Annotated in this window: 20 protein-coding genes; 14 read left to right on the top strand and 6 right to left on the bottom strand. The window is 59.7% G+C overall.

Annotated elements, in window-relative coordinates; genetic code table 11:
- The first annotated feature begins 27 nt into the window (after window positions 1-27).
- Window positions 28-468: a peptidoglycan-binding protein LysM gene (gene lysM / locus B1722_RS19420; protein WP_027611221.1), complete on the top strand. Its 441-nt coding sequence runs from the start codon at window positions 28-30 to the stop codon at window positions 466-468.
- 103 nt (window positions 469-571) lie between these two features.
- Here the strand turns inward: lysM and yrfG are convergent, their stop codons facing one another.
- A complete protein-coding gene (gene yrfG / locus B1722_RS19415) occupies window positions 572-1,234 on the bottom strand; it encodes a GMP/IMP nucleotidase (RefSeq protein ID WP_041071282.1) in 663 nt (220 codons plus the stop codon).
- Window positions 1,235-1,322: 88 nt separating this feature from the next.
- Here yrfG and nudE point away from each other — a divergent pair, with 88 nt between their 5' ends.
- Together nudE and cysQ are read left to right on the top strand one after the other, a co-directional pair.
- Entirely contained in the window at window positions 1,323-1,889 is a 567-nt protein-coding gene (gene nudE, locus B1722_RS19410; protein ID WP_041071285.1) for an ADP compounds hydrolase NudE, read from the top strand.
- An 11-nt stretch (window positions 1,890-1,900) separates the two neighbouring features.
- Window positions 1,901-2,728 (top strand): 3'(2'),5'-bisphosphate nucleotidase CysQ, encoded by an 828-nt coding sequence (gene cysQ / locus B1722_RS19405; protein WP_086793966.1) that lies wholly within the window; start codon window positions 1,901-1,903, stop codon window positions 2,726-2,728.
- 84 nt (window positions 2,729-2,812) lie between these two features.
- Here cysQ and B1722_RS19400 read toward each other — a convergent pair whose 3' ends face one another.
- Genes B1722_RS19400 through rfbC form a run of 4 tightly spaced genes read right to left on the bottom strand, consistent with a single transcriptional unit; the run spans window position 2,813 to window position 7,043 of the window.
- On the bottom strand, window positions 2,813-3,268 hold the full coding sequence (locus B1722_RS19400; protein ID WP_041071291.1) for a thioesterase domain-containing protein: 456 nt from the start codon (window positions 3,266-3,268) through the stop codon (window positions 2,813-2,815).
- Window positions 3,265-4,650 carry a sigma-54 dependent transcriptional regulator gene (locus B1722_RS19395; RefSeq protein WP_041071294.1) on the bottom strand — a complete coding sequence of 462 codons (1,386 nt, stop codon included), beginning with the start codon at window positions 4,648-4,650 and terminating at the stop codon, window positions 3,265-3,267. Before B1722_RS19395 ends, B1722_RS19400 begins: the two co-directional genes overlap by 4 nt.
- A complete protein-coding gene (locus tag B1722_RS19390) occupies window positions 4,647-6,455 on the bottom strand; it encodes an ATP-binding protein (RefSeq protein ID WP_041071297.1) in 1,809 nt (602 codons plus the stop codon). The genes B1722_RS19395 and B1722_RS19390 overlap by 4 nt, the downstream gene beginning before the upstream one ends.
- Window positions 6,456-6,497: 42 nt before the next feature.
- Complete coding sequence (rfbC, locus tag B1722_RS19385; protein ID WP_041071527.1) at window positions 6,498-7,043, bottom strand: dTDP-4-dehydrorhamnose 3,5-epimerase; 546 nt, start codon at window positions 7,041-7,043, stop codon at window positions 6,498-6,500.
- Window positions 7,044-7,188: 145 nt separating this feature from the next.
- On the opposite strand from rfbC, the gene B1722_RS19380 reads away from it, so the two are divergent.
- From B1722_RS19380 to B1722_RS19340, 9 genes are all read left to right on the top strand, one after another.
- Complete coding sequence (locus B1722_RS19380) at window positions 7,189-10,101, top strand: aminotransferase (RefSeq protein ID WP_086793965.1); 2,913 nt, start codon at window positions 7,189-7,191, stop codon at window positions 10,099-10,101.
- A 227-nt stretch (window positions 10,102-10,328) separates the two neighbouring features.
- Window positions 10,329-11,435 (top strand): agmatine deiminase, encoded by a 1,107-nt coding sequence (gene aguA / locus B1722_RS19375; RefSeq protein WP_041071302.1) that lies wholly within the window; start codon window positions 10,329-10,331, stop codon window positions 11,433-11,435.
- Between the two features lie 244 nt (window positions 11,436-11,679).
- Complete coding sequence (locus B1722_RS19370) at window positions 11,680-11,892, top strand: hypothetical protein (RefSeq protein ID WP_086793963.1); 213 nt, start codon at window positions 11,680-11,682, stop codon at window positions 11,890-11,892.
- A gap of 237 nt (window positions 11,893-12,129) precedes the next feature.
- Window positions 12,130-12,798 (top strand): DsbA family protein, encoded by a 669-nt coding sequence (locus B1722_RS19365; RefSeq protein WP_086793961.1) that lies wholly within the window; start codon window positions 12,130-12,132, stop codon window positions 12,796-12,798.
- A gap of 296 nt (window positions 12,799-13,094) precedes the next feature.
- Window positions 13,095-14,381, top strand: coding sequence for an OprD family porin (locus B1722_RS19360; RefSeq protein ID WP_041071313.1), 1,287 nt, complete (start codon window positions 13,095-13,097; stop codon window positions 14,379-14,381).
- 231 nt (window positions 14,382-14,612) lie between these two features.
- The gene (locus B1722_RS19355; protein ID WP_041071315.1) at window positions 14,613-15,359 is read left to right on the top strand and encodes a 2OG-Fe dioxygenase family protein; all 747 of its coding nucleotides are present in this window, start codon (window positions 14,613-14,615) and stop codon (window positions 15,357-15,359) included.
- 79 nt (window positions 15,360-15,438) lie between these two features.
- Entirely contained in the window at window positions 15,439-15,816 is a 378-nt protein-coding gene (locus B1722_RS19350) for a GNAT family N-acetyltransferase (RefSeq protein ID WP_008080517.1), read from the top strand.
- Entirely contained in the window at window positions 15,813-16,529 is a 717-nt protein-coding gene (locus tag B1722_RS19345; RefSeq protein WP_027611235.1) for an AzlC family ABC transporter permease, read from the top strand. Before B1722_RS19350 ends, B1722_RS19345 begins: the two co-directional genes overlap by 4 nt.
- Window positions 16,508-16,825 carry an AzlD domain-containing protein gene (locus B1722_RS19340; protein ID WP_003220702.1) on the top strand — a complete coding sequence of 106 codons (318 nt, stop codon included), beginning with the start codon at window positions 16,508-16,510 and terminating at the stop codon, window positions 16,823-16,825. Before B1722_RS19345 ends, B1722_RS19340 begins: the two co-directional genes overlap by 22 nt.
- On the opposite strand, the gene B1722_RS19335 is transcribed toward B1722_RS19340, so the two are convergent.
- On the bottom strand, window positions 16,742-17,668 hold the full coding sequence (locus B1722_RS19335; protein WP_007961685.1) for a LysR family transcriptional regulator: 927 nt from the start codon (window positions 17,666-17,668) through the stop codon (window positions 16,742-16,744). The two genes, B1722_RS19340 and B1722_RS19335, sit on opposite strands and share 84 nt — an antisense overlap.
- A 469-nt stretch (window positions 17,669-18,137) precedes the next feature.
- On the opposite strand from B1722_RS19335, the gene B1722_RS19330 reads away from it, so the two are divergent.
- Together B1722_RS19330 and B1722_RS19325 are read left to right on the top strand one after the other, a co-directional pair.
- Window positions 18,138-18,428 (top strand): type II toxin-antitoxin system RelB/DinJ family antitoxin, encoded by a 291-nt coding sequence (locus B1722_RS19330; protein ID WP_034151912.1) that lies wholly within the window; start codon window positions 18,138-18,140, stop codon window positions 18,426-18,428.
- Window positions 18,394-18,708 carry a type II toxin-antitoxin system YafQ family toxin gene (locus B1722_RS19325; RefSeq protein WP_041071324.1) on the top strand — a complete coding sequence of 105 codons (315 nt, stop codon included), beginning with the start codon at window positions 18,394-18,396 and terminating at the stop codon, window positions 18,706-18,708. Before B1722_RS19330 ends, B1722_RS19325 begins: the two co-directional genes overlap by 35 nt.
- Window positions 18,709-18,752 lie beyond the last annotated feature (44 nt).

The raw sequence follows: 18,752 nt of genomic DNA, 5'->3' as shown, positions 1-18,752 counted from the left end.
TGGAATCCAAATCAAGGAGTGTGTGCCATGAGTCTGTTGAGCTTTGTGAAAGAGGCCGGTGAGAAACTGATCGATCTGCTGACCCCTGGTAATGCCAATGCCAGCGAGCAGTTGAAGGAACACATCAGTAAGGTCGGGCTGGGCAATCCGAATGTTCAGGCAACCGTGGATGGCGACAAGGTCACGGTGACCGGTGAGGTAGCGAGCCAGGAAGAGAAGGAAAAAATTCTGCTGGCGGTGGGTAACATCGAAGGCGTGGGCAGTGTTGATGATCAGATCACAGTGACCGGGCCGGTTGTGGCTGCGGCACGTTTTGTCGTAGTGAAGAAAGGCGATACCCTCAGCGCGATTTCCCTGGCGGTGTATGGCAATGCCAACCAATACAACAAGATTTTCGAAGCCAACAAACCGATGCTCAAGGACGTGAACAAAATCTATCCGGGCCAGACCCTGCGTATCCCTGAATAACTCACACCCCCTGTAGGCGCTGCCGAAGGCTGCGATCTTTTGATCTTGTTTTTTAAACAATCAAAGTCAAAAGATCGCAGCCTTCGGCAGCTCCTGCAGGAAGTCAGAGACCCCGAAGCAAATCGCGGTAATCTTCAACTGCCGCAAACTCGGCCGTGTCCTTCGGCCCCTTGCGACTGTCCGGCTCTTTCACCGCCAACAAATGCGTCACACCAAATTCCCGTGCACTGCGCAGAATCGGCAACGTATCGTCGATGAACAGACTGCGCGCCGGATCAAAATCGATATCCGCCTGCAAGGCATCCCAGAACTGCGGGTTCTCTTTGGGATAACCGTAATCGTGTGAGCTGATCAGCCGTTCGAAATACGGCGCCAGTTCGACTCGCTCGAGTTTCAGCGACAGTGAATCGCGATGCGCGTTGGTGATCATGATCACCCGTTTGCCGGCCTCTTTGATCGCCTGCAGAAAGGTATCGGCATCCGGACGCAGCGCGATCAGGTGCGCGGTCTCCAGTTTCAGTTCTCGTACCGAGAGCTTCAGTTCGGTGCTCCAGAAATCCAGGCAGTACCACTGCAGCTGCCCGGCATGGCGCTCGAACAGCGGCTGCAGTTCCATGTCGGCCATGGCCCGGCTCACTCCGTGCAGATCGGCGTAGCGTTGTGGCAGGTGTTCCAGCCAGAAGTGGTTGTCGAAGTGCAGGTCCAGCAAGGTACCGTCCATGTCCAGCAGGACGGTATCGATGTCAGACCACGGTAAAGAAGGCATGGCAACGTCTCAAGCGGTAGAAAGATATCCGACACAAACAATCGGGAAAGCCGCGTTATAGTAGCGCGTTCACGCCAAGGAGCTTTGCATGCGCCAGAAACCCACTGTACTCGCCCGCGAGATTGTCGCCACCAGTCGCCTGTTTTGCGTCGAAGAACTGAAGCTGCGTTTTTCCAATGGCGTGGAACGCACCTACGAGCGTCTGGTGGGCAAAGGCGCGGGCTACGGCGCGGTGATGATCGTGGCAATGCTCGACAGTGAGCACGCGGTGCTGGTCGAGGAGTACTGCGGCGGCACTGATGAATACGAATTGTCCTTGCCCAAAGGCTTGATCGAGCCGGGTGAGGATGTGCTGGCCGCGGCCGAGCGTGAGCTCAAGGAAGAGGCCGGTTATGGCGCTCGTCAGTTGGAGCATCTGACCGAGTTGTCGCTGTCGCCCGGTTACATGAGCCAGAAGATTCAGGTGGTGCTGGCCACCGACCTGTATGAAGAGCGATTGGAGGGCGACGAGCCCGAGCCGATGCGGGTCGACAAGGTTAACCTGCGTGAACTGGCGGCGCTGGCGCAAAATCCGCAATTTTCCGAAGGGCGCGCCTTGGCGGCGTTGTACCTGACCCGCGATCTGCTGGGACAGCGCGGGTATTTTCAGTCATGAGTGAGATATCGATGAAGTTTCCCCATCCGTTAATGGCGCCGGTAGTTACGTTGGCCTTGCAGGCTGGCGAGGCGATTCTGCCGTTCTGGCGCTCTGGCGTGGAGGTCACCGCCAAGTCCGATGATTCACCGGTGACCGCAGCAGACATGGCCGCGCACCACGTGATCGTCGCCGGGCTGACCGCACTGGACTCCAGTATTCCGATTCTGTCCGAGGAGGACGCCAGCATCCCGCAGAGTGTGCGCGCCGGGTGGCAGCGCTGGTGGTTGGTGGATCCGCTGGATGGCACCAAGGAGTTCATCAGCGGCAGCGAAGAATTCACCGTCAACATCGCCCTGATCGAAAACGGGCGGGTGGTGTTTGGCGTGGTGTCGATGCCGACCAATGGCCGGTTCTATGTCGGCGGTGCCGGTCTCGGCGCGTGGCGTGGGGACAAGGACGGTTCGCCGGTGGCGATTCAGGTGCGTGACGCGCTTGCGCCGGGTGAAGCGTTTACCGTGGTGGCGAGCCGTCGCCACTCCAGTGCGGAGCAGGAACGTCTGCTCGCCGGTTTGAGCGCCAGCCTGGGCGAGTTGCAACTGGCAAACATCGGCAGTTCGCTGAAGTTTTGTCTGTTGGCTGAAGGGGCGGCGGATTGTTATCCGCGATTGGCGCCGACTTCGCAGTGGGACACCGCGGCGGCGCAGGGCGTGCTCGAAGGTGCAGGCGGCGAGGTGCTGGATCTGCAGGGCGACGCGTTCTGTTACCCGGCGCGGGAATCGCTGCTCAATGAGTTCTTTCTGGCGTTGCCGGCGAAAGCGGCTTGGCGCGCGAGACTATTGGAGCTGGCCCGCTCATAAGATCAGAAGATCGCAGCCTGCGGCAGCTCCTACAGAGGATTTAGCATTTCCCTGTAGAGCTGCCGAAGGCTGCGATCTTTTGCTTCAGCGGTGCAAAACGTACTGCCCGCGAAACGTCACTGCATCCTCATCACTGCCGGTGTTGACGATTCGCGTATCGAGGGTCAATCGCGCGCGTCCGTAGCGCTGATACATCGCCAGAAACTTCTTCCAGACCGCCGCCTGCGGGGCCGGACAAATCGCCGTGGCATCACCGGTCACGGGCAGCGGATAGCTGATCTGCCCTTCCTGAATCACGATGTGCCCGTCTTCAATGCCTTCTTCCTTCAGGCGCAGGTGCAGCCAGCCCCAACCCGCCAGCACCGCGCCGCAGTAGAGACTGCCGCCGAACATGGTGCTCTTGTGATTGACGTTCGGCTCCAGCGGCAAGTGCAGGCTCAACTGCTGCTCGTGCCAGCCGAGGACCTTGAGGCCCATCTCGCGGGTCAGGGGAATGTCGTGATGCAGCACCGATTCCAGATAGCGACTGTCGCGGCTCATTCGGCTTCGTCTCCATGGGCGTTACTGTCGGCGAAATTCAAGCCGTGCTTGCGCAGTTTGTCGTGCAGGGTCTTGCGCGGAATGCCCAGGGCTTCGGCGAGGCTGCGCACCGAACTGTGCGAGCGCGCCAGTTCGGCGGCAATCAACGATTTCTCGAAGTTTTCCACTTGCTCGCTCAGGCCGCCACTGATGACTTCCACGGCGGTGCCGCCGCCTTCACTTCCACTGTTGTCCAGCGCCAGCTCCAGACCGAGGGCGAAACGTTCGGCGGCGTTCTGCAGTTCGCGCACATTGCCGGGCCAGGTGTGGCGCAACAGCAAGGCGCGTTGCGCCGGTTGCAGTTCGTGCGGCGGCAGACCATGGCGGGCGCTGGCTTCATCGGCGTAGTGCTGGAACAGCACCAGCGCATCTTCGCCTCGCTCGCGCAGTGGCGGAATGCGCAGCGGCGCCACGTTCAGGCGGTAATACAAGTCGGCGCGGAAGCGTCCTTGATCGGCGGCTTGCCGCAGGTCTTCCTTGGTCGCGGCGATGACGCGGATGTCCAGCGGGATCAACTGATTGCCACCCAGACGTTCGACCACACGCTCTTGCAGCATGCGCAGCAGTTTCACCTGCACGTCCATGCTCATGCTTTCGATTTCATCGAGGAACAGTGTGCCGCCGTTGGCGAATTCGAACTTGCCGATCCGGCGTTTCTGCGCCCCGGTGAAGGCGCCCGGTTCATGCCCGAACAGCTCGCTTTCGACCACCGATTCCGCCAGGGCGCCGGCGTTGATCGCCACGAACGGCCCGTTACGTCGGCTCGACAAGTCGTGCAGCGCACGGGCCACGACCTCTTTGCCGGCGCCGGTTTCACCGAGAATCAGCACGTCCGCCTTGGTCGCCGCCAGCGCGCCGATCTGCTCGCGCAGGCGCAGCATCGGCGCCGAATGGCCGACCAGTCGCGCGCTCAATTCGTTACGGTCGCTGAGGGCCAGGCGCAGGCTGCGGTTGTCCAGCACCAGCCGGCGCAGGGCGAGGGCGCGGCGCACGCTGTCGAGCAGGGCATCGCTGGCGAACGGTTTTTCCAGAAAGTCATAGGCGCCGGCACGCATCGCCTGCACTGCCAGCGGCACGTCGCCGTGGCCGGTGATCAGCAGCACCGGCAGCTCCGGATCCTGAGCGTGCAATTCGCTCAACAGCTCCAGGCCGTCCATGCCCGGCATGCGGATGTCGCTGACCACCACGCCGGGCCAGTCACGCTCCAGTTGCGCGGCGAGACCTTTGGCCTCGGACAACGGGAGGATTTTCAGCCCGGCCAGGTCCAAGGTCTGGCCCAGGGCCTGACGCAGGTGCGGATCGTCGTCGATCAACACCACCTGAATACGATTGTCGATGGTCATGCACTTCGATCCTCGGACGGTTGCAGGCTGACCCCGGGCGCGCCGGCGCGCAGCCGCAGGGTGATCAAGGCGCCACCTTGCTTGTGGTTGGCGAACGACAGTTCACCACCGAAGGCGCGCATCAGGGTTTCACAGATCGCCAGCCCCAGACCAAGCCCCTGAGTGCGGGTCTTGGTGGTGTAGAAGGGCTCGCTGGCGCGGCCGAGGGCTTCCATGCAAAAGCCCGGGCCGTTGTCGCGAATGTACAGATTGACGCCTTCGGCCGTGGATTCGGCACTCAGCCACAATTTGCGCGGCGGGCCTTTTTCGGTCAGCGCATCGAGGGCGTTGGCCAGCAGATTGCCGAGCACCTGGCGCAGTCGGGTTTCCCCGGCCTCTACCCACAGGGTGGCGGCGGGCAGGTCGCGGATCAGCTCGACTTCCATGCTGCGGCGCCGTTTGGCCAGCAATGCCAATGCATCATCCAGCGCCGGTTGCAGGGCGACGCTTTCCGGAGCATGGCGGTCGCGGCGGGCGAAGGCACGCAGGTGGGCGATGATCGAGGCCATGCGCCCGGTCAGTTCGCTGATCAGTTTGAGGTTGCCACGGGCGTCTTCGGTGCGTTGGTGATCAAGCAGTACTTCGGCGTTTTCCGCGTAGCTACGGATCGCCGCCAGCGGTTGGTTGAGCTCGTGGCTGATGCTCGCCGACATCGTGCCCAGTGCCGAGAGTTTGCCGGCCTGGACCAGATCGTCCTGGGCACGCACCAGCTCCTGCTGAGCCTGTTCGCGCTCCAGCACTTCCTGCTTGAGGCGCCGGTTGAGGCCTTCCAGATCGCTGGTCCGCTCGGCCACCCGGCCTTCGAGTTCACGGCGGGCCTTGGCTTCGAAGGCAATACGTTCCAGGTAATGTCGACGGCGCTGCATCATCAAGCCGAGCAGGAGCATCACCACCAACAGCGTGGCGCCACCGATGGCGACAACGGTGCGCACCGGACGATCGATCAGCGTGCGCGGGGCAAGGATGCTGACGCTCCAGCCGGTTTCGGCGATGTTCACGGTCTGCGTCAACCAGGCGTTTTCGCTGAGGTTCAGCGGACGCGGCTCGCGGGTCGGATAGGGCAGGATCGCGGTGATCGCCGAGCGCTCGGTGTCGCTCAACGTCCGGGTCGAACGAAAACGCCACTCCGGGCGCGAGGTGAGGATGACCACGCCGTTATGGTCGGTCACCAACAGTTGTTCCGGGGTTTTGCCCCACAGGCTTTCGGTGTGATCGAGGTCGACCTTGATCACCAGCACACCGATGATTTTTTCGCCGTTGCGCACGGCGGCGGCGAAGAAATAACCGCGTTTGGCCGACGTAGTGCCGAGGCCGAAGAAGCGTCCCAGACGCCCAGCCATGGCCTCGCTGAAATACGGACGGAAAGCGAAATTGCGTCCGACGAAACTGTCGTGTTTGTCCCAGTTCGACGCCGCCAGGGTCTGGCCGCTGGTGTCCATCAGGTACATGACTTCGGCGCCGGTCTGTGCGGCGATGTTTTTCAGCAGGCGATTGGCGTTGCCCTGGGTGACGCCGTCGTCCGGTGCGCCGAGTACGGCGCGCAGGGCCGGCAGGTCGCCGAGGATCTGCGGCAACACTTCATAGCGGTGCAGGGTGCCCAGCAGGTTGGCGACGTAGAGGTCGAGGGTCTGGCGGTTTTGCCCGGCCAGTTCACTGCGGTAATAGCGCTCGGCCAGATGCTCAAGCGGCCATAGCAGCGGCGCCAGACACAGGGCCAGCAGGGCGAGGCTGCGCCAGCGGGGTCTGCGGGGAAGGGTAGGTTTCATGAGCCGAATGCGCCTGTAGTGACAGGCGCATTATGCCTAGGCTCAGGCGAAGACGTCAGCGTCCTTGAGCAGCGCGCCGACCTGATCCTTGGCCGACAGCTTCGGCGCTTCGTCCAGTTGCCAGTCGATGCCCAGTGCGGGGTCGTTCCAACGAATGCTGCGCTCGGACGATGGATCGTAGTAGTTGGTGGTTTTGTAGAGGAATTCGGCGAATTCGCTCAGCACCACGAAACCATGGGCAAAACCTTCCGGGATCCACAGTTGACGGTGGTTTTCAGCCGACAGGCGTACGGCAGCCCATTGACCGAAGTGCGGCGAGCTGCGGCGAATGTCCACCGCCACATCAAGCACTTCACCGGCGGTGACCCGAACCAGTTTGCCTTGAGTGTTCTGCAGTTGGTAATGCAGGCCGCGCAGCACGCCTTTCTGTGAGCGCGAGTGGTTGTCCTGAACGAACCGAGTGTCCAGGCCGGTCGCTTCCTGGAATGCCTTGGCGTTAAAACTCTCGTAGAAGTAGCCGCGCTCGTCACCAAATACCTTGGGTTCGATGATCAGAACACCGGGCAGATCGGTGGTGATTACATTCATGAGGTTGTCCAGATAGGTGTGAATGGCCGACATTCTTGCGCAAAGTGCCGGCGGATGCGAGCGCCTGAATATCTCCGGTCGGGGGTTGCGCATCGTCTGCAGCAATGGCGATATAGGCGCCTAATAAAATTTCAGGGGTCGTCCCATGCCGCTCGCCACGTTGATTCATCGCGCCAGTTTGCCCAGCCCACAGGTCTCTGAGGCGCAGGCCCGGCAGTGGTTGGCGGAGCATTACGGGCTCAGCGGCACGTTACAGGCGCTGGGCAGTCAGCAGGATCTGAACTATCGGGTCGACAGCGAGCGTGGGCGCTTTGTCCTGAAAATCTGCCGCGGCGACTATGCACTGGTCGAGTTGCAGGCTCAGCATGCAGGCCTCAAGTACCTTGCCGAACACTCGTCAGTGCACGTACCCCGGGTGATCCCTGCCAGCAATGGCGCGGATCTGTTGTCGCTGGAAGCCGACGGCGAGCCGGTGCACGTGCGATTGCTGGACTACATCGAAGGTCAGCCGCTGACGCATCTTGATCACTTGGGCCACGACGTGGTGGCCGGTTTCGGTCGGCTGTGTGGCGAGATGGATCTGGCCCTGGCCGGCTTCGATCACCCGGGCCTGCAGCGCACGCTGCAATGGGACGCGCGCCATGCCAGTGCGTTGATCAGCCACCTGCTGCCGGTGATCAAGGATGAACGCCAGCGCGCACTGATCGCGGGCGCCGCCGAGCAGGCCGAACGTCGCTTGCAGCCGCTGCAGGACAAGCTGCCGGTGCAGGCGATCCACATGGACATCACCGACGATAATGCCGTCTGGCAACGCGATGCCAAGCGTCATTGGCAATTGCAGGGCGTGATCGACTTCGGTGATCTGGTGCGCACCTGGCGCATCACTGACCTGTCGGTGACGTGCGCGGCGCTGCTGCACCATGCCGGGGGTGATCCGTTTGTGATTCTGCCGGCGGTGCAGGCCTATCACGCGGTCAATCCGCTGCAACATGAAGAGCTGCTGGCGTTGTGGCCGTTGATCGTGGCGCGGGCGGCGGTGCTGGTGCTCAGTGGCGAGCAACAGGTCAGCATCGATCCGGGCAACACCTATAGCCGCGACAACCTTGAACATGAGTGGGAAATCTTCCACGTAGCGACTTCAGTGCCGCTGGCGCTGATGGAGGCGGCGATTCTCACGGCGGTCGGCCAGCCGCTGCCGGCCATCGGCGGTGAGGGTTTCGCGCCGCTGCTGCCGGAACTGGTCGGGCGAGAATTTGCGCTGATCGATCTTGGCGTCCTGAGTCCGCATTTCGAAGCGGGCAACTGGGAGCAACCGGGCATTGATCAACAGCTGCTGACCGAAGCCGCTGCCGCGCATGGTCTGGCGGCGAGCCGTTACGGACAATATCGCCTGTCGCAGACGCGCCCCGACAGTGCGGTCGAGCCCCAGACGTTCCCGCTGCACGTTGAGTTGCGCGTGCCGCAGGGTGCGGCGGTGGAAGCACCGTTTGCCGGTGTGCTGCATGGCGCGGCGGACGGTGTGCTGCAACTCGACGGACCCCAGCTCAGCGTGCGCCTGTGGGGTGTGAGCGCCTCGTTGCACGGTGGCGCGGCGCTGGTCAAAGGTCAGGTGCTGGGGTCGGTCGATGGCCCGTTGAAGGTGCAGTTGAGCCGCGTTGCGTCGCTGGATGCGCCGTTGTTCTGCAGCCCTTCGCGCGCGGCCGCATGGCAGGCGTTGTGTCCTTCGCCAGCCACGCTGCTGGGGCTGGCCTGCGATGCCGAACCGGAGCTGGACGCCAAATCCCTGCTCGAACGACGTGACGCCAGTTTCGCCCGCACGCAAAAACATTATTACGTCGACCCGCCGCGCATCGAGCGTGGCTGGCGCAATCACCTGATCGACATGCAGGGCCGTTCCTACCTCGACATGCTCAACAACGTCGCAGTGCTCGGCCATGGTCATCCGCGCATGGCGCAGGTGGCGGCGCGACAGTGGTCGCTGCTCAACACCAACTCGCGCTTCAACTATGCGGCGGTGGCGGAGTTTTCCGAACGCTTGCTGAAGCTGGCGCCGGAAGGCATGGACCGGGTGTTTCTGGTCAACAGTGGCAGCGAGGCCAACGACCTGGCGATCCGGCTGGCGTGGGCCTACAGCGGCGGCCGCGACATGCTCAGCGTGCTGGAGGCCTATCACGGCTGGACGGTCGGCGCCGATGCGGTGTCGACGTCGGTTGCCGACAACCCGCGAGCGCTGGAAAGCCGCCCGGACTGGGTACATCCGGTGACTGCGCCGAACCTCTATCGTGGCGAATTCCGTGGCCTGGATTCTGCGCCGGATTATGTACGCAGCGTCGAAACGCAACTGGCGCATATCGCCGCGCAGGAGCGCCAATTGGCCGGTTTCATCTGTGAACCGGTGTATGGCAACGCCGGCGGGATTTCCCTGCCGCCCGGTTATCTGAAACAGGTCTATGCGCTGGTGCGGGCCCAGGGCGGGGTGTGCATCGCCGATGAAGTGCAGGTCGGATATGGGCGCATGGGTCACGTTTTCTGGGGCTTCGAAGAGCAAGGCGTGGTGCCGGACATCATCTGCATGGCCAAGGGCATGGGCAATGGCCAGCCGCTGGGCGCGGTGATTACGCGTCGGGAAATCGCCGAGGCACTGGAAGCGGAAGGTTATTTCTTCTCGTCGGCCGGCGGCAGTCCGGTGAGCTGCCAGATCGGCATGGCGGTGCTGGATGTGATGGAAGAAGAAAAGCTCTGGGAAAACGCCCGGGTGGTGGGCGGGCATTTCAAGGCGCGCCTGGAAGCCTTGATCGATAAACATCCGCTGGTGGGCGCGGTGCATGGTTCGGGTTTCTATCTGGGGGTGGAGCTGATCCGCAACCGCGAGACGCTGGAGCCGGCCACCGAGGAGACCACGCTGTTGTGCGATCGCCTGCGCGAGCTGGGGATCTTCATGCAGCCGACCGGGGATGACCTGAACATTCTCAAGATCAAACCGCCGATGGTCACCTCGCAGCGCAGTGTGGATTTCTTTGTCGACATGCTGGATCGGGTGCTCGAGGAAGGCCTCTAAACCAGACCCCTGCAGGAGCTGCCGCAGGCTGCGATCTTTTGATCTGGCTCTTCAAAATCAAAAGATCGCAGCCTGCGGCAGCTCCTACAGAGATTCAGATTTATATCGATAATAGTTGTTTGATTTTAGATGTCTGGATGTTTGTTGGCTTTTAATGCCGATATTTATCGGTTATAAAGTCGCCATTGCTTCGCATCCCCTCGACGGTTCCCTGGAGTCCTGATCCGATGACCACCTTGAAAAGTACCCCGCGTGACGATGGCTTCTACATGCCGGCCGAGTGGGCGCCGCAGACCCAGACCTGGATGATCTGGCCCGAGCGTCCGGACAACTGGCGCCTGGGTGGCAAGCCGGCGCAAGCCGCGCATGCGGCCGTGGCCAAAGCCATTGCGCGGTTCGAACCGGTGACGGTCGCGGTGTCGGCCGGTCAGTACGAGAACGCTCGTGCACGCCTCGATGTACCGAATATTCGGGTGGTCGAGATGTCCAGCGATGACGCCTGGGTGCGTGACAGCGGCCCGACTTTCGTCATCAACAACAGCGGCGAAGTACGCGGTGTGAACTGGGATTTCAATGCCTGGGGCGGTTTTGAAGGCGGTCTGTATTCGCCGTGGAACCGTGATTCGCAGGTCGGTGGCAAGATCCTCGAAATCGAGCGCAGCCCGCGTTATCGCACCGAAGGTTTTGTGCTGGAAGGCGGTTCGATTCACGTCGACGGTGAAGGCACGCTGATCACCACCGAAGAGTGCCTGCTCAACCACAACCGCAATCCGCATCTGGGTCGCGAAGAGATCGAAGCGGTGCTGCGTGACAATCTGTCGGTGGATAAGATCATCTGGTTGCCGGATGGCCTGTTCAACGACGAAACCGACGGCCATGTGGATAACTTCTGCTGCTACGTGCGCCCGGGCGAAGTATTGCTGGCGTGGACCGACGATCCGCAGGATCCGAATTACCCGCGCTGCCAGGCCGCAATGAACGTGCTGCAAAGCAGCACCGACGCCAAGGGCCGCCCATTCACGGTGCACAAGATGCCAATTCCAGGGCCGCTGTACGCGACTGAAGAAGAGTGCGCCGGTGTCGATCCGGTGGACGGTACGCAGGAGCGCAACCCTTCCGTGCGCCTGGCCGGTTCCTACGTGAACTTCCTGATCGTCAACGGTGGCGTCATCGCGCCGAGCTTCGACGATCCGATGGACGCGCCTGCGCGGGAAATCCTGCAGAAGCTGTTCCCGCAGCACGAAGTGGTGATGGTGCCGGGCCGCGAATTGTTACTGGGCGGCGGCAATATTCACTGCCTTACCCAACAGCAGCCAGCTCCGCACAAAGAGTGAGTTGAGACGTAACAGCCTGAGTTGATTAATAAATCACCCGGGCAGCAAGTTATTTTCGATGGGTGCGAAGAAGCCCGCGGTCCTGCTGGACCGCGGGCTTCTTTGTATCCGCCTGTCGACAAATCGGAAACCTTGGCATAGCTCTTGTATCGGATACCGCGCACTAGGGAGGGGGGGAACTTCAACAGTTCTGTCATATACCTTGGATAACTTAGCCGCTCACGAACGGGGAGAGAGCGCTGAAATGAACGCCGAAGTGAACGTAATCAGCGAGCGGAATTCGCATCCCATGGCCGTAAACGGCGAATCGCTCCAGATTGTCGCGCACTTTTTGAAGTCCAATGGAACGCGTCAGATCAGGGAACCTGATCCGCGCCGGATGATGATTGAGCGCTATCCCGCTGACCTGTTCAGCGAGGCCGAACTGGAAGCGTTGTGGGCTGTGATGCAAGGATAAGAAAAACAACAAGGATTGGTAAAAGCGCTGCCGGGATGGCGGCGCTTTTTTATGCGCGATGGAAAACCATGGCGAACATTGAACCTGTGGGAGGGGGCTTGAAGCGGTAGCCGAACAAGGCAACCCATTCGACCGATTCGCGAAACAGTCTGAGAGCCATTCCGGCGTTTTTCCCCAATGCACGCAGGGATAATCTGCCGCCATCGATTTTCCCCGTTTGGTTGCCGGAGTTCTCTCATGATCCTTCACTACATTTACGATCCATTGTGCGGCTGGTGCTACGGCGCCAAACCGTTGGTGCAAGCGGCGAAGCAAGTGCTGCCGGTCGTTGCCCATGCGGGCGGAATGATGAGCGGCGCGAATCGCCAGCGTGTTTCGCCGCAACTGCGCGATTACGTCATGCCTCACGACCGGCGCATCGCCGAATATACCGGGCAGCCGTTTGGCGAAGCGTATTTCGAAGGTCTGTTGCGTGATCACTCAGCGGTGTTCGACTCAACGCCACCCATCGCTGCGGTCATGGCGGCAGAGTCCATCGACGGTCGCGGTTTGCAGATGCTCGGGTGTTTGCAGACCGCTCATTACGTGGAGGGGCGGCGGATTGCCGATGAGTCTGTACTGTTCGATGTCGCGGCGCAGATGGGTTACGTACAGACAACTTTCGTGATGGTGTTTAAGTCCGTTGATCCCCAGGCGCAGGTAAAAGCCAGTCGCGCGTTGCTGGCCCGACTCGGCGGCCAGGGCTTTCCGACATTGGCGCTGGAGCAGGACGGGCAATTCACCTTGATCGACATCAGCCCGTGGTTAGGTAAACCGCAGGCCTTTGCTGATTGGTTAGGGCAAGCGGTTGTGGCCGATGAGCCGGCTCCATCCCCCGCGCTATGCGATCTCGATGGCTGCGCGTAATCGCGCCGGATTCACTGGTTAAGCGCATTTCCGAGCAATGCGCTATCGCAAAATTTACGATTCTTAGACGATTTTTACCTATTTAAAGACGATTCTTGAAATTGACACATTATTGAGGGCGCGGCTACGATTCGGCCCAACGCCTGTGGCCAACCGCCATGACTCAAAAATAATAAAAGGGCCCGACACGGTTTTACCGTGGGCGGGTCTTTTTGTTTCGGGGTGAAAAAAGAGTGCAATAGCGCCGTTTCAGCCGTTCGACACAGCGCGTTTCAACCCGTAATAAGGAAAACAAAATGTTGAACAAGCGAATCAGTCTGATCGCACTGGGGATGTTGAGTGCCACACAGGCCATGGCTGACGGCCAGGCCGAGTCCAAGGGTTTTGTAGAAGACAGTAGCCTCAAAGTGCTGCTGCGCAATGCCTACATCAACCGTGATTACAAAGACGGCAACGCGGACAAATCCGAGTGGGGCCAAGCAGCTATCGGTACGTTCTCGTCCGGCTTCACCCAAGGCACCATCGGCGTGGGTGTTGATGCTTTCGGCCTGTACGCCCTGAACCTGGAACGCAGCGAAGATCGCAGCGGTGCCGGCGGTATCGACTTCTTCAAACGTGGCGACAGCGGCAAGCCTGCCAATGACTTGTCCAAGGGCGGCGCTGCGGTCAAATTCCGTCTGTCCAACACCGTGCTGACCTACGGTGACCAGATGCCGGCCCTGCCGGTGCTGAACTATGACAATTCGCGTCTGCTGCCGGAAAGCTACACCGGTACCTTGATCACTTCCAAAGAGATCAAAGGCCTGCAACTGGACGCCGGTCGTTTCACTGCCGAGTCGCGCAAAAGCGCTGAAGGCCGTGACAGCGGTGGTCTGAAGGCGATCAACGTGTTGGGCGGCAGCTATCAGTTCACCGAACAATTCAAGGCGGCGCTGTACGCTTCCGACGTCGAAGACGTGCTGAAGAAGCAATACGTGAACGCCAACTACGTGTTCCCGATCGACAAGGATCAGTCCCTGACCCTGGACTTCAACGGCTATCGCACCAAGCTGGACGACTCTTACGTCCGCGAAAGTGGCGCTACCGGTGATGACAACAAGATCTGGAGCCTGGCAGCAACGTTCGCCACCGGCCCGCACTCGTTCACCGTGGCGCATCAGCGCTCCACCGGCGACAGCAACCTGGGCTACGCCTACGGCGGCTATCAGAAAGAGCAAGGTCGTGTCGGTGACGGTGGCAACACCATTTACCTGGCCAACTCCTACTGGTCGGACTTCAACGCAGAAGACGAGCGCAGCTGGCAGTTGGGCTACGGCCTGGACTTCGGCGCATTCGGCGTACCGGGTCTGAGCTACAACTTCGCTTATGTGCGTGGCGACAACATCACCACCTCCACCAGCGAAGGCGGCACCGAGCGCGAGATTTTCAACCAGGTCAAATACGTCGTACAAAGTGGTCCGGCGAAAGACTTGAGCGTGAAATTGCGCAGCTCGATCCTGCGCGTGTCGCAGAAATCCAGCGAGTACAACGTCAGCGGCAACGAGCTGCGTGTATTCGTGGACTACCCGATCAACATCTTCTGATGAACGATCCGGTGTAAGAAACATGAGAAAACCCCGACTGGCTCGGGGTTTTTTTTCGACGTCTTTTTCGCAAAAACCGTAAAAAACCCGTGTTTTTGTCACGTAAAAGTTGTTTTGAAGCGTCTTCAAGTACCGTTTCAAGCAGCGCTTTAAATGCCTGAAATTCTTTCTCATGGACGCAAATTCTCCACCTAATAGATTAGGCCGCTCAACGCAGCGGAGAATTTGGTAATGATCGTTTTGAACAGAGAAGTGGGCGAATCGCTACGGCGCGACAAATATGTCAACGTCCAGGGTGGTGACTTCAATCTCTACGGTCATTTTGCCGACTTCGTCAGACTGACCAAAAGTTGGGAAAACATGGAGCCTGACAGTTACTACGGTCAGGCCGAAGCCGGCATGCGTTACCGTCGTTACAGCGACTTTGAATACAACCCGAAAACACGTGAGCTCAAGCAACTCGAGCATCGCGCCTACGTGCAGTCGAAGGAGAACAACGCCTATGTGGGCGGTGTTGTGCGGCATTTTCAGGACTTCTCTGATGAAGTGATCACTTCGCCGGTGATGCGCAGCCTGATCGACACCGATTTTGAAGTGTACAAAAGCGTGCTGCCGGAAGAATTGCACGATGAAATCTGGCAGTGCCAGATCCATCAGATCCGCATCGAGATCAAACCCGGCAAGCAACTGGAAATCACCCCGGAAGGGATTCACTGCGACGGTTATCCGTTCAGCGGCGTGCACTTCTGGGGACGCAACAATGTCGAGGGTGCCGAGAGTCGTCTTTACGATATCCACGAGCATCAATTGGCGTCGACCACCTACCAGGAAATTCTCGACACCACTTACTTCCTTGACCGCGATATGCGCCACTACGTGACCCCCGCGCGCAACCCTCACACGCATGCCATGGCGTACCGGCAGATTCTGGCGATTTCCTTCTCGCGGCCCGGGACCGCTTTCGACATTGTTCGCTAATCAGATCACCCCAATCGATGGCGTCGAGTGCTCGACGCCGGTGGTGCTGCGACGCGCCACCGCCAAGGACGCGCAGCGCATGGAGCGCTTCTTCCGCCAGTTCGACGAAGTGTCGTTCTGCGAATGGCAGGATGCCAAATGCCTGCGCGGCGTGTTGATCCAGAAGACCACCACGGCCTATTTGGCCTTCGATGTCGCGGGCGAGATCGTCGGTGCGGTGCTCGGCGGCATGCTTGGTAGTCGCGGCACCATCAACCACTTGGCTGTCAGCCCACGCTATCGCAGCCAGGGCGTCGGCCAGCGGCTGGTGGAAGCGGCGTCGTCCGACATGAAACGGGTCGGTGTATTACGGATGTTTCTGTTCGTCGACGATGCTAACCTCGCGGGCAAGCGATTCTGGACTGCCCAGGGTTTTTGCGAACCCCACGGCGAGCGGACATTTGAGAGGGATCTATGAATGAAACGTCCGGCAGTGCGCCGCTGATGGCTGCCCATCAGCCATCGCGCACGTTTGCCGAAGCCAGCCCGGTGGTGGCCGGTTACTTCACGGTGTCATTCGTGTTCGGGCTGATGGCCGTCAATGCCGGGCTGCCGATGTGGCTGCCGGTGGCGATGTGTTTATTCGTCTACGCCGGCGCTTCGCAATTCGCCGCGCTGGCGCTGATCTCCAGCGGTGCTTCGCTGACCACCATCGTATTGACCACCTTCCTGATCAATGCGCGGCACATGCTGATGTCGGTGTACATGGCCAAGGCCCTGCGCGCATTGGGCCTGAGCCGCATGGAACGCTGGGCCTACGCCGGTGGACTGACCGACGAATCCTTCGCGTTTCACAGCGTCAAGCTGGGCACCGGCGCGCCGGTCAACATCCGTTACCTGATCGGCTTCAACCTGTTCTGCCACACCTCATGGGTGCTGGGCGGATTGTTGGGTGCCGTCTGCGCGCAATATGCATCGCACCTGATCAAATATCAGCTCGACTACGCACTGACCGCGATGATGCTCTACGTGCTGGTGTCGCTGTGTAACACCCGCAACAAACTCATCGCCGCCGCGGCTGCCGTCGTTTGCATGGGCGCGCTGAGCCTGGTCGGCACTTCGCCATTCAACGTATTCATCGCCACGTTTGTGGGCTGCGGAGTGGGTGTATGCCTGACCAAACGTTCCTGATCCTGGTGGTCGCGCTGATGATGGCCGTGACCTTCCTGCCACGCGCGCTGCCGCTGCAAGTCAACACCGAGCACTGGCCGCCATTCGTTGCGCGGGCGCTGGAATACCTGCCGGTGGCGATCGTCGCTGCGATCAGCCTGACACCCTTGTTGATCAAGGATCAGCACCTACAGCTCGATCGCCCGGAATTTTATGCAGCCATTCCGACGTTGCTATGTGCGTATTTCAGCAAAAACCTCTTTCTCAGTGTGGCGGTTGGGACGGCTGCGTACATTGCGCTCGGCTCGTTCATGTAGCGGCAGATCGACCACGTCGTTCAGGGCCTGGCCTGACAGGTTCGGGTTGTTCACCGCCAGACGCACTTCGAGAAAATCCTCGAAACCGGGGAAGATCGTCAGGCCGTTCTTTTGCGCGGCCTCACGCGACACCATGCCGACTGCGTCCATCTGCGTGATCAACGACAGCGTCAGGGTCTCGCTGCAGGAATAGACCATGCGCTGACCGTTCTCGTGATTGCCCAGTCCGGCGTCGAGAAAACGCAGGAAGCTGTGGGAATACGGACAATCTTCCGCAGGACGCACCTGAAACTTGTTGCCCAGCAACGTCAGTGGATCGTTTTCCTGCCCGCAATGGGCACCGACCACCTGCACCTGCACATCCGGCAAAACAATGCTCGGCAAACCCGGCCGCTGCGGGCCGATCAGCACCGCGAGGTCAAAGTCCTCATTCTTCAGCTTGCTGAGGTTTTCCATCGACTCGGCGTAGCTGAATTCCATCTGGTAATCGGGAAACACCTCAATCAGGCGTCCGATCATTCGCCGGTTGAAGTCAGACGACAACGTGTTGTTCAACGCAACCTTCAATGTGCGCTGGCCGGGTACCTTGAGCGCCTCGACCTTTTCTTCCATCTGTCGCGTGGCAATCAGCACTTTGTCCATGTAGGGCGTCAGCTCCGTGCCTTGCGGCGTAAGCGTCAACCCTTTGTTGGAACGTCGAAACAAGCGGAAACCGAACTGCTCTTCGACCTTGTTCAACTGCGCGGCCAGGGCCTGCACAGTCAGGCACGAATGTTCGGCTGCGGCCGACAACGAGCCGGTCTGCACGATGCGCATGAGGTTGCGTAAGGTTCTGCTATCCATGGGTAATGCCCTCTGAAGTGGGCTGGGTATTGTTGTTTACGAGACTGCCGGTCCGGCGTCATATGCCGGCTATATTCCAGCACCTGAGCATAGTTGTCGCGGGTTTAGTAGCGAATTGATGTCCCTGCCGATGGCTGGAAGCTGACACAGGATCGGGATTTTTGATGACGTGGGGGTGATTGGGGTCAAGAAAAGTGCGTGGTTTTGGTGCGTGGGACGATTTTTTTTGAAGAGAAACAGCTTACATCATCCGGGGTTTTTCCCTGCGTCATGCGCAGATAGGTCTCAGGAAAAGTAACGATTCAGCTGATAGCACCTACCTGTCAAAGGAGTTGAAATGGTCGTCTGGCATGCGAGCCATGGCGGTAGATAACCACCTATCAACTTCGCGTTGACCGACGAAGATCCCTCCGACAACAATGTAGAGGTAGCGCTTATGTAGCTACAAAATCACGATGAGGTAATGGAAATGGCTGCACTACTGAAAACTACCGATGTGCGCTGCCGCATTGATGAGGATTTGAAAGCGCGTGCCACTGAAGTCTTGAACGCTTGCGGGCTGAGCATTAGCGACGCCATGCGACTTTTTCTGCGGCAGGTTGTTGCCACTCAGGGGCTTCCCTTCGAGGTGCGAGTTCCATCAGAGAAAACGGCCCGCGCAATGATGGAAGCACGAGAAATCCGTCAGCGTTTCGACTCGATAGACGACATGCTGAGGACTGCTGATGGCGAAACCGGAGAAAACGCAAAAACGCGCTGATCGGCCTAAACAGTGTGCGCAGACTTCTGAATTCAAGAAGTCTTGGGATCGTTATAACCGCGCCGGAAGGCGAGACATGAACGACGTCCGGAAGGTGATGGCGATGTTGTTTTTGGGGCAGCAGTTACCGGCAGAATATCTGGATCATGCGCTGACTGGAGATTGGTCTGGATTCCGCGAGTGTCATATCGGTGGCGATTTTCTGATGATTTACGAGAACACGCGCCCAGACCTGATCACGTTTGTGGATCTAGGGAGCCATTCAGAATTGTTTAAATAGCGCAGAAATACATCAGCCGGGCTTAACTCCGGCGTCTATGCGTT

It is taken from the genome of Pseudomonas sp. SCPG-7, assembly GCF_002156405.1.
GTDB classification, from domain to species: Bacteria; Pseudomonadota; Gammaproteobacteria; order Pseudomonadales; family Pseudomonadaceae; genus Aquipseudomonas; species Aquipseudomonas parakoreensis.
The sequence above is the reverse complement of the archived record's forward strand: the minus strand, read 5'-3'. Positions and strand labels throughout refer to the sequence as shown.

What these genes read in the sequence shown, in the direction of transcription:
- lysM (WP_027611221.1), top strand. Translation starts at nt 28, where the DNA reads ATGAGTCTGTTGAGCTTTGTGAAAGAGGCCGGTGAGAAACTGATCGAT.
- yrfG (WP_041071282.1), bottom strand. Translation starts at nt 1,234, where the DNA reads ATGCCTTCTTTACCGTGGTCTGACATCGATACCGTCCTGCTGGACATG.
- B1722_RS19355 (WP_041071315.1), top strand. Translation starts at nt 14,613, where the DNA reads ATGATCGTTTTGAACAGAGAAGTGGGCGAATCGCTACGGCGCGACAAA.
- B1722_RS19335 (WP_007961685.1), bottom strand. Translation starts at nt 17,668, where the DNA reads ATGGATAGCAGAACCTTACGCAACCTCATGCGCATCGTGCAGACCGGC.
- B1722_RS19365 (WP_086793961.1), top strand. Translation starts at nt 12,130, where the DNA reads ATGATCCTTCACTACATTTACGATCCATTGTGCGGCTGGTGCTACGGC.
- B1722_RS19400 (WP_041071291.1), bottom strand. Translation starts at nt 3,268, where the DNA reads ATGAGCCGCGACAGTCGCTATCTGGAATCGGTGCTGCATCACGACATT.
- B1722_RS19380 (WP_086793965.1), top strand. Translation starts at nt 7,189, where the DNA reads ATGCCGCTCGCCACGTTGATTCATCGCGCCAGTTTGCCCAGCCCACAG.
- cysQ (WP_086793966.1), top strand. Translation starts at nt 1,901, where the DNA reads ATGAAGTTTCCCCATCCGTTAATGGCGCCGGTAGTTACGTTGGCCTTG.
- B1722_RS19350 (WP_008080517.1), top strand. Translation starts at nt 15,439, where the DNA reads ATGGAGCGCTTCTTCCGCCAGTTCGACGAAGTGTCGTTCTGCGAATGG.
- B1722_RS19325 (WP_041071324.1), top strand. Translation starts at nt 18,394, where the DNA reads ATGGCGAAACCGGAGAAAACGCAAAAACGCGCTGATCGGCCTAAACAG.
- B1722_RS19395 (WP_041071294.1), bottom strand. Translation starts at nt 4,650, where the DNA reads ATGACCATCGACAATCGTATTCAGGTGGTGTTGATCGACGACGATCCG.
- B1722_RS19390 (WP_041071297.1), bottom strand. Translation starts at nt 6,455, where the DNA reads ATGAAACCTACCCTTCCCCGCAGACCCCGCTGGCGCAGCCTCGCCCTG.
- B1722_RS19345 (WP_027611235.1), top strand. Translation starts at nt 15,813, where the DNA reads ATGAATGAAACGTCCGGCAGTGCGCCGCTGATGGCTGCCCATCAGCCA.
- nudE (WP_041071285.1), top strand. Translation starts at nt 1,323, where the DNA reads ATGCGCCAGAAACCCACTGTACTCGCCCGCGAGATTGTCGCCACCAGT.
- B1722_RS19370 (WP_086793963.1), top strand. Translation starts at nt 11,680, where the DNA reads ATGAACGCCGAAGTGAACGTAATCAGCGAGCGGAATTCGCATCCCATG.
- rfbC (WP_041071527.1), bottom strand. Translation starts at nt 7,043, where the DNA reads ATGAATGTAATCACCACCGATCTGCCCGGTGTTCTGATCATCGAACCC.
- aguA (WP_041071302.1), top strand. Translation starts at nt 10,329, where the DNA reads ATGACCACCTTGAAAAGTACCCCGCGTGACGATGGCTTCTACATGCCG.
- B1722_RS19360 (WP_041071313.1), top strand. Translation starts at nt 13,095, where the DNA reads ATGTTGAACAAGCGAATCAGTCTGATCGCACTGGGGATGTTGAGTGCC.
- B1722_RS19330 (WP_034151912.1), top strand. Translation starts at nt 18,138, where the DNA reads ATGGCTGCACTACTGAAAACTACCGATGTGCGCTGCCGCATTGATGAG.
- B1722_RS19340 (WP_003220702.1), top strand. Translation starts at nt 16,508, where the DNA reads ATGCCTGACCAAACGTTCCTGATCCTGGTGGTCGCGCTGATGATGGCC.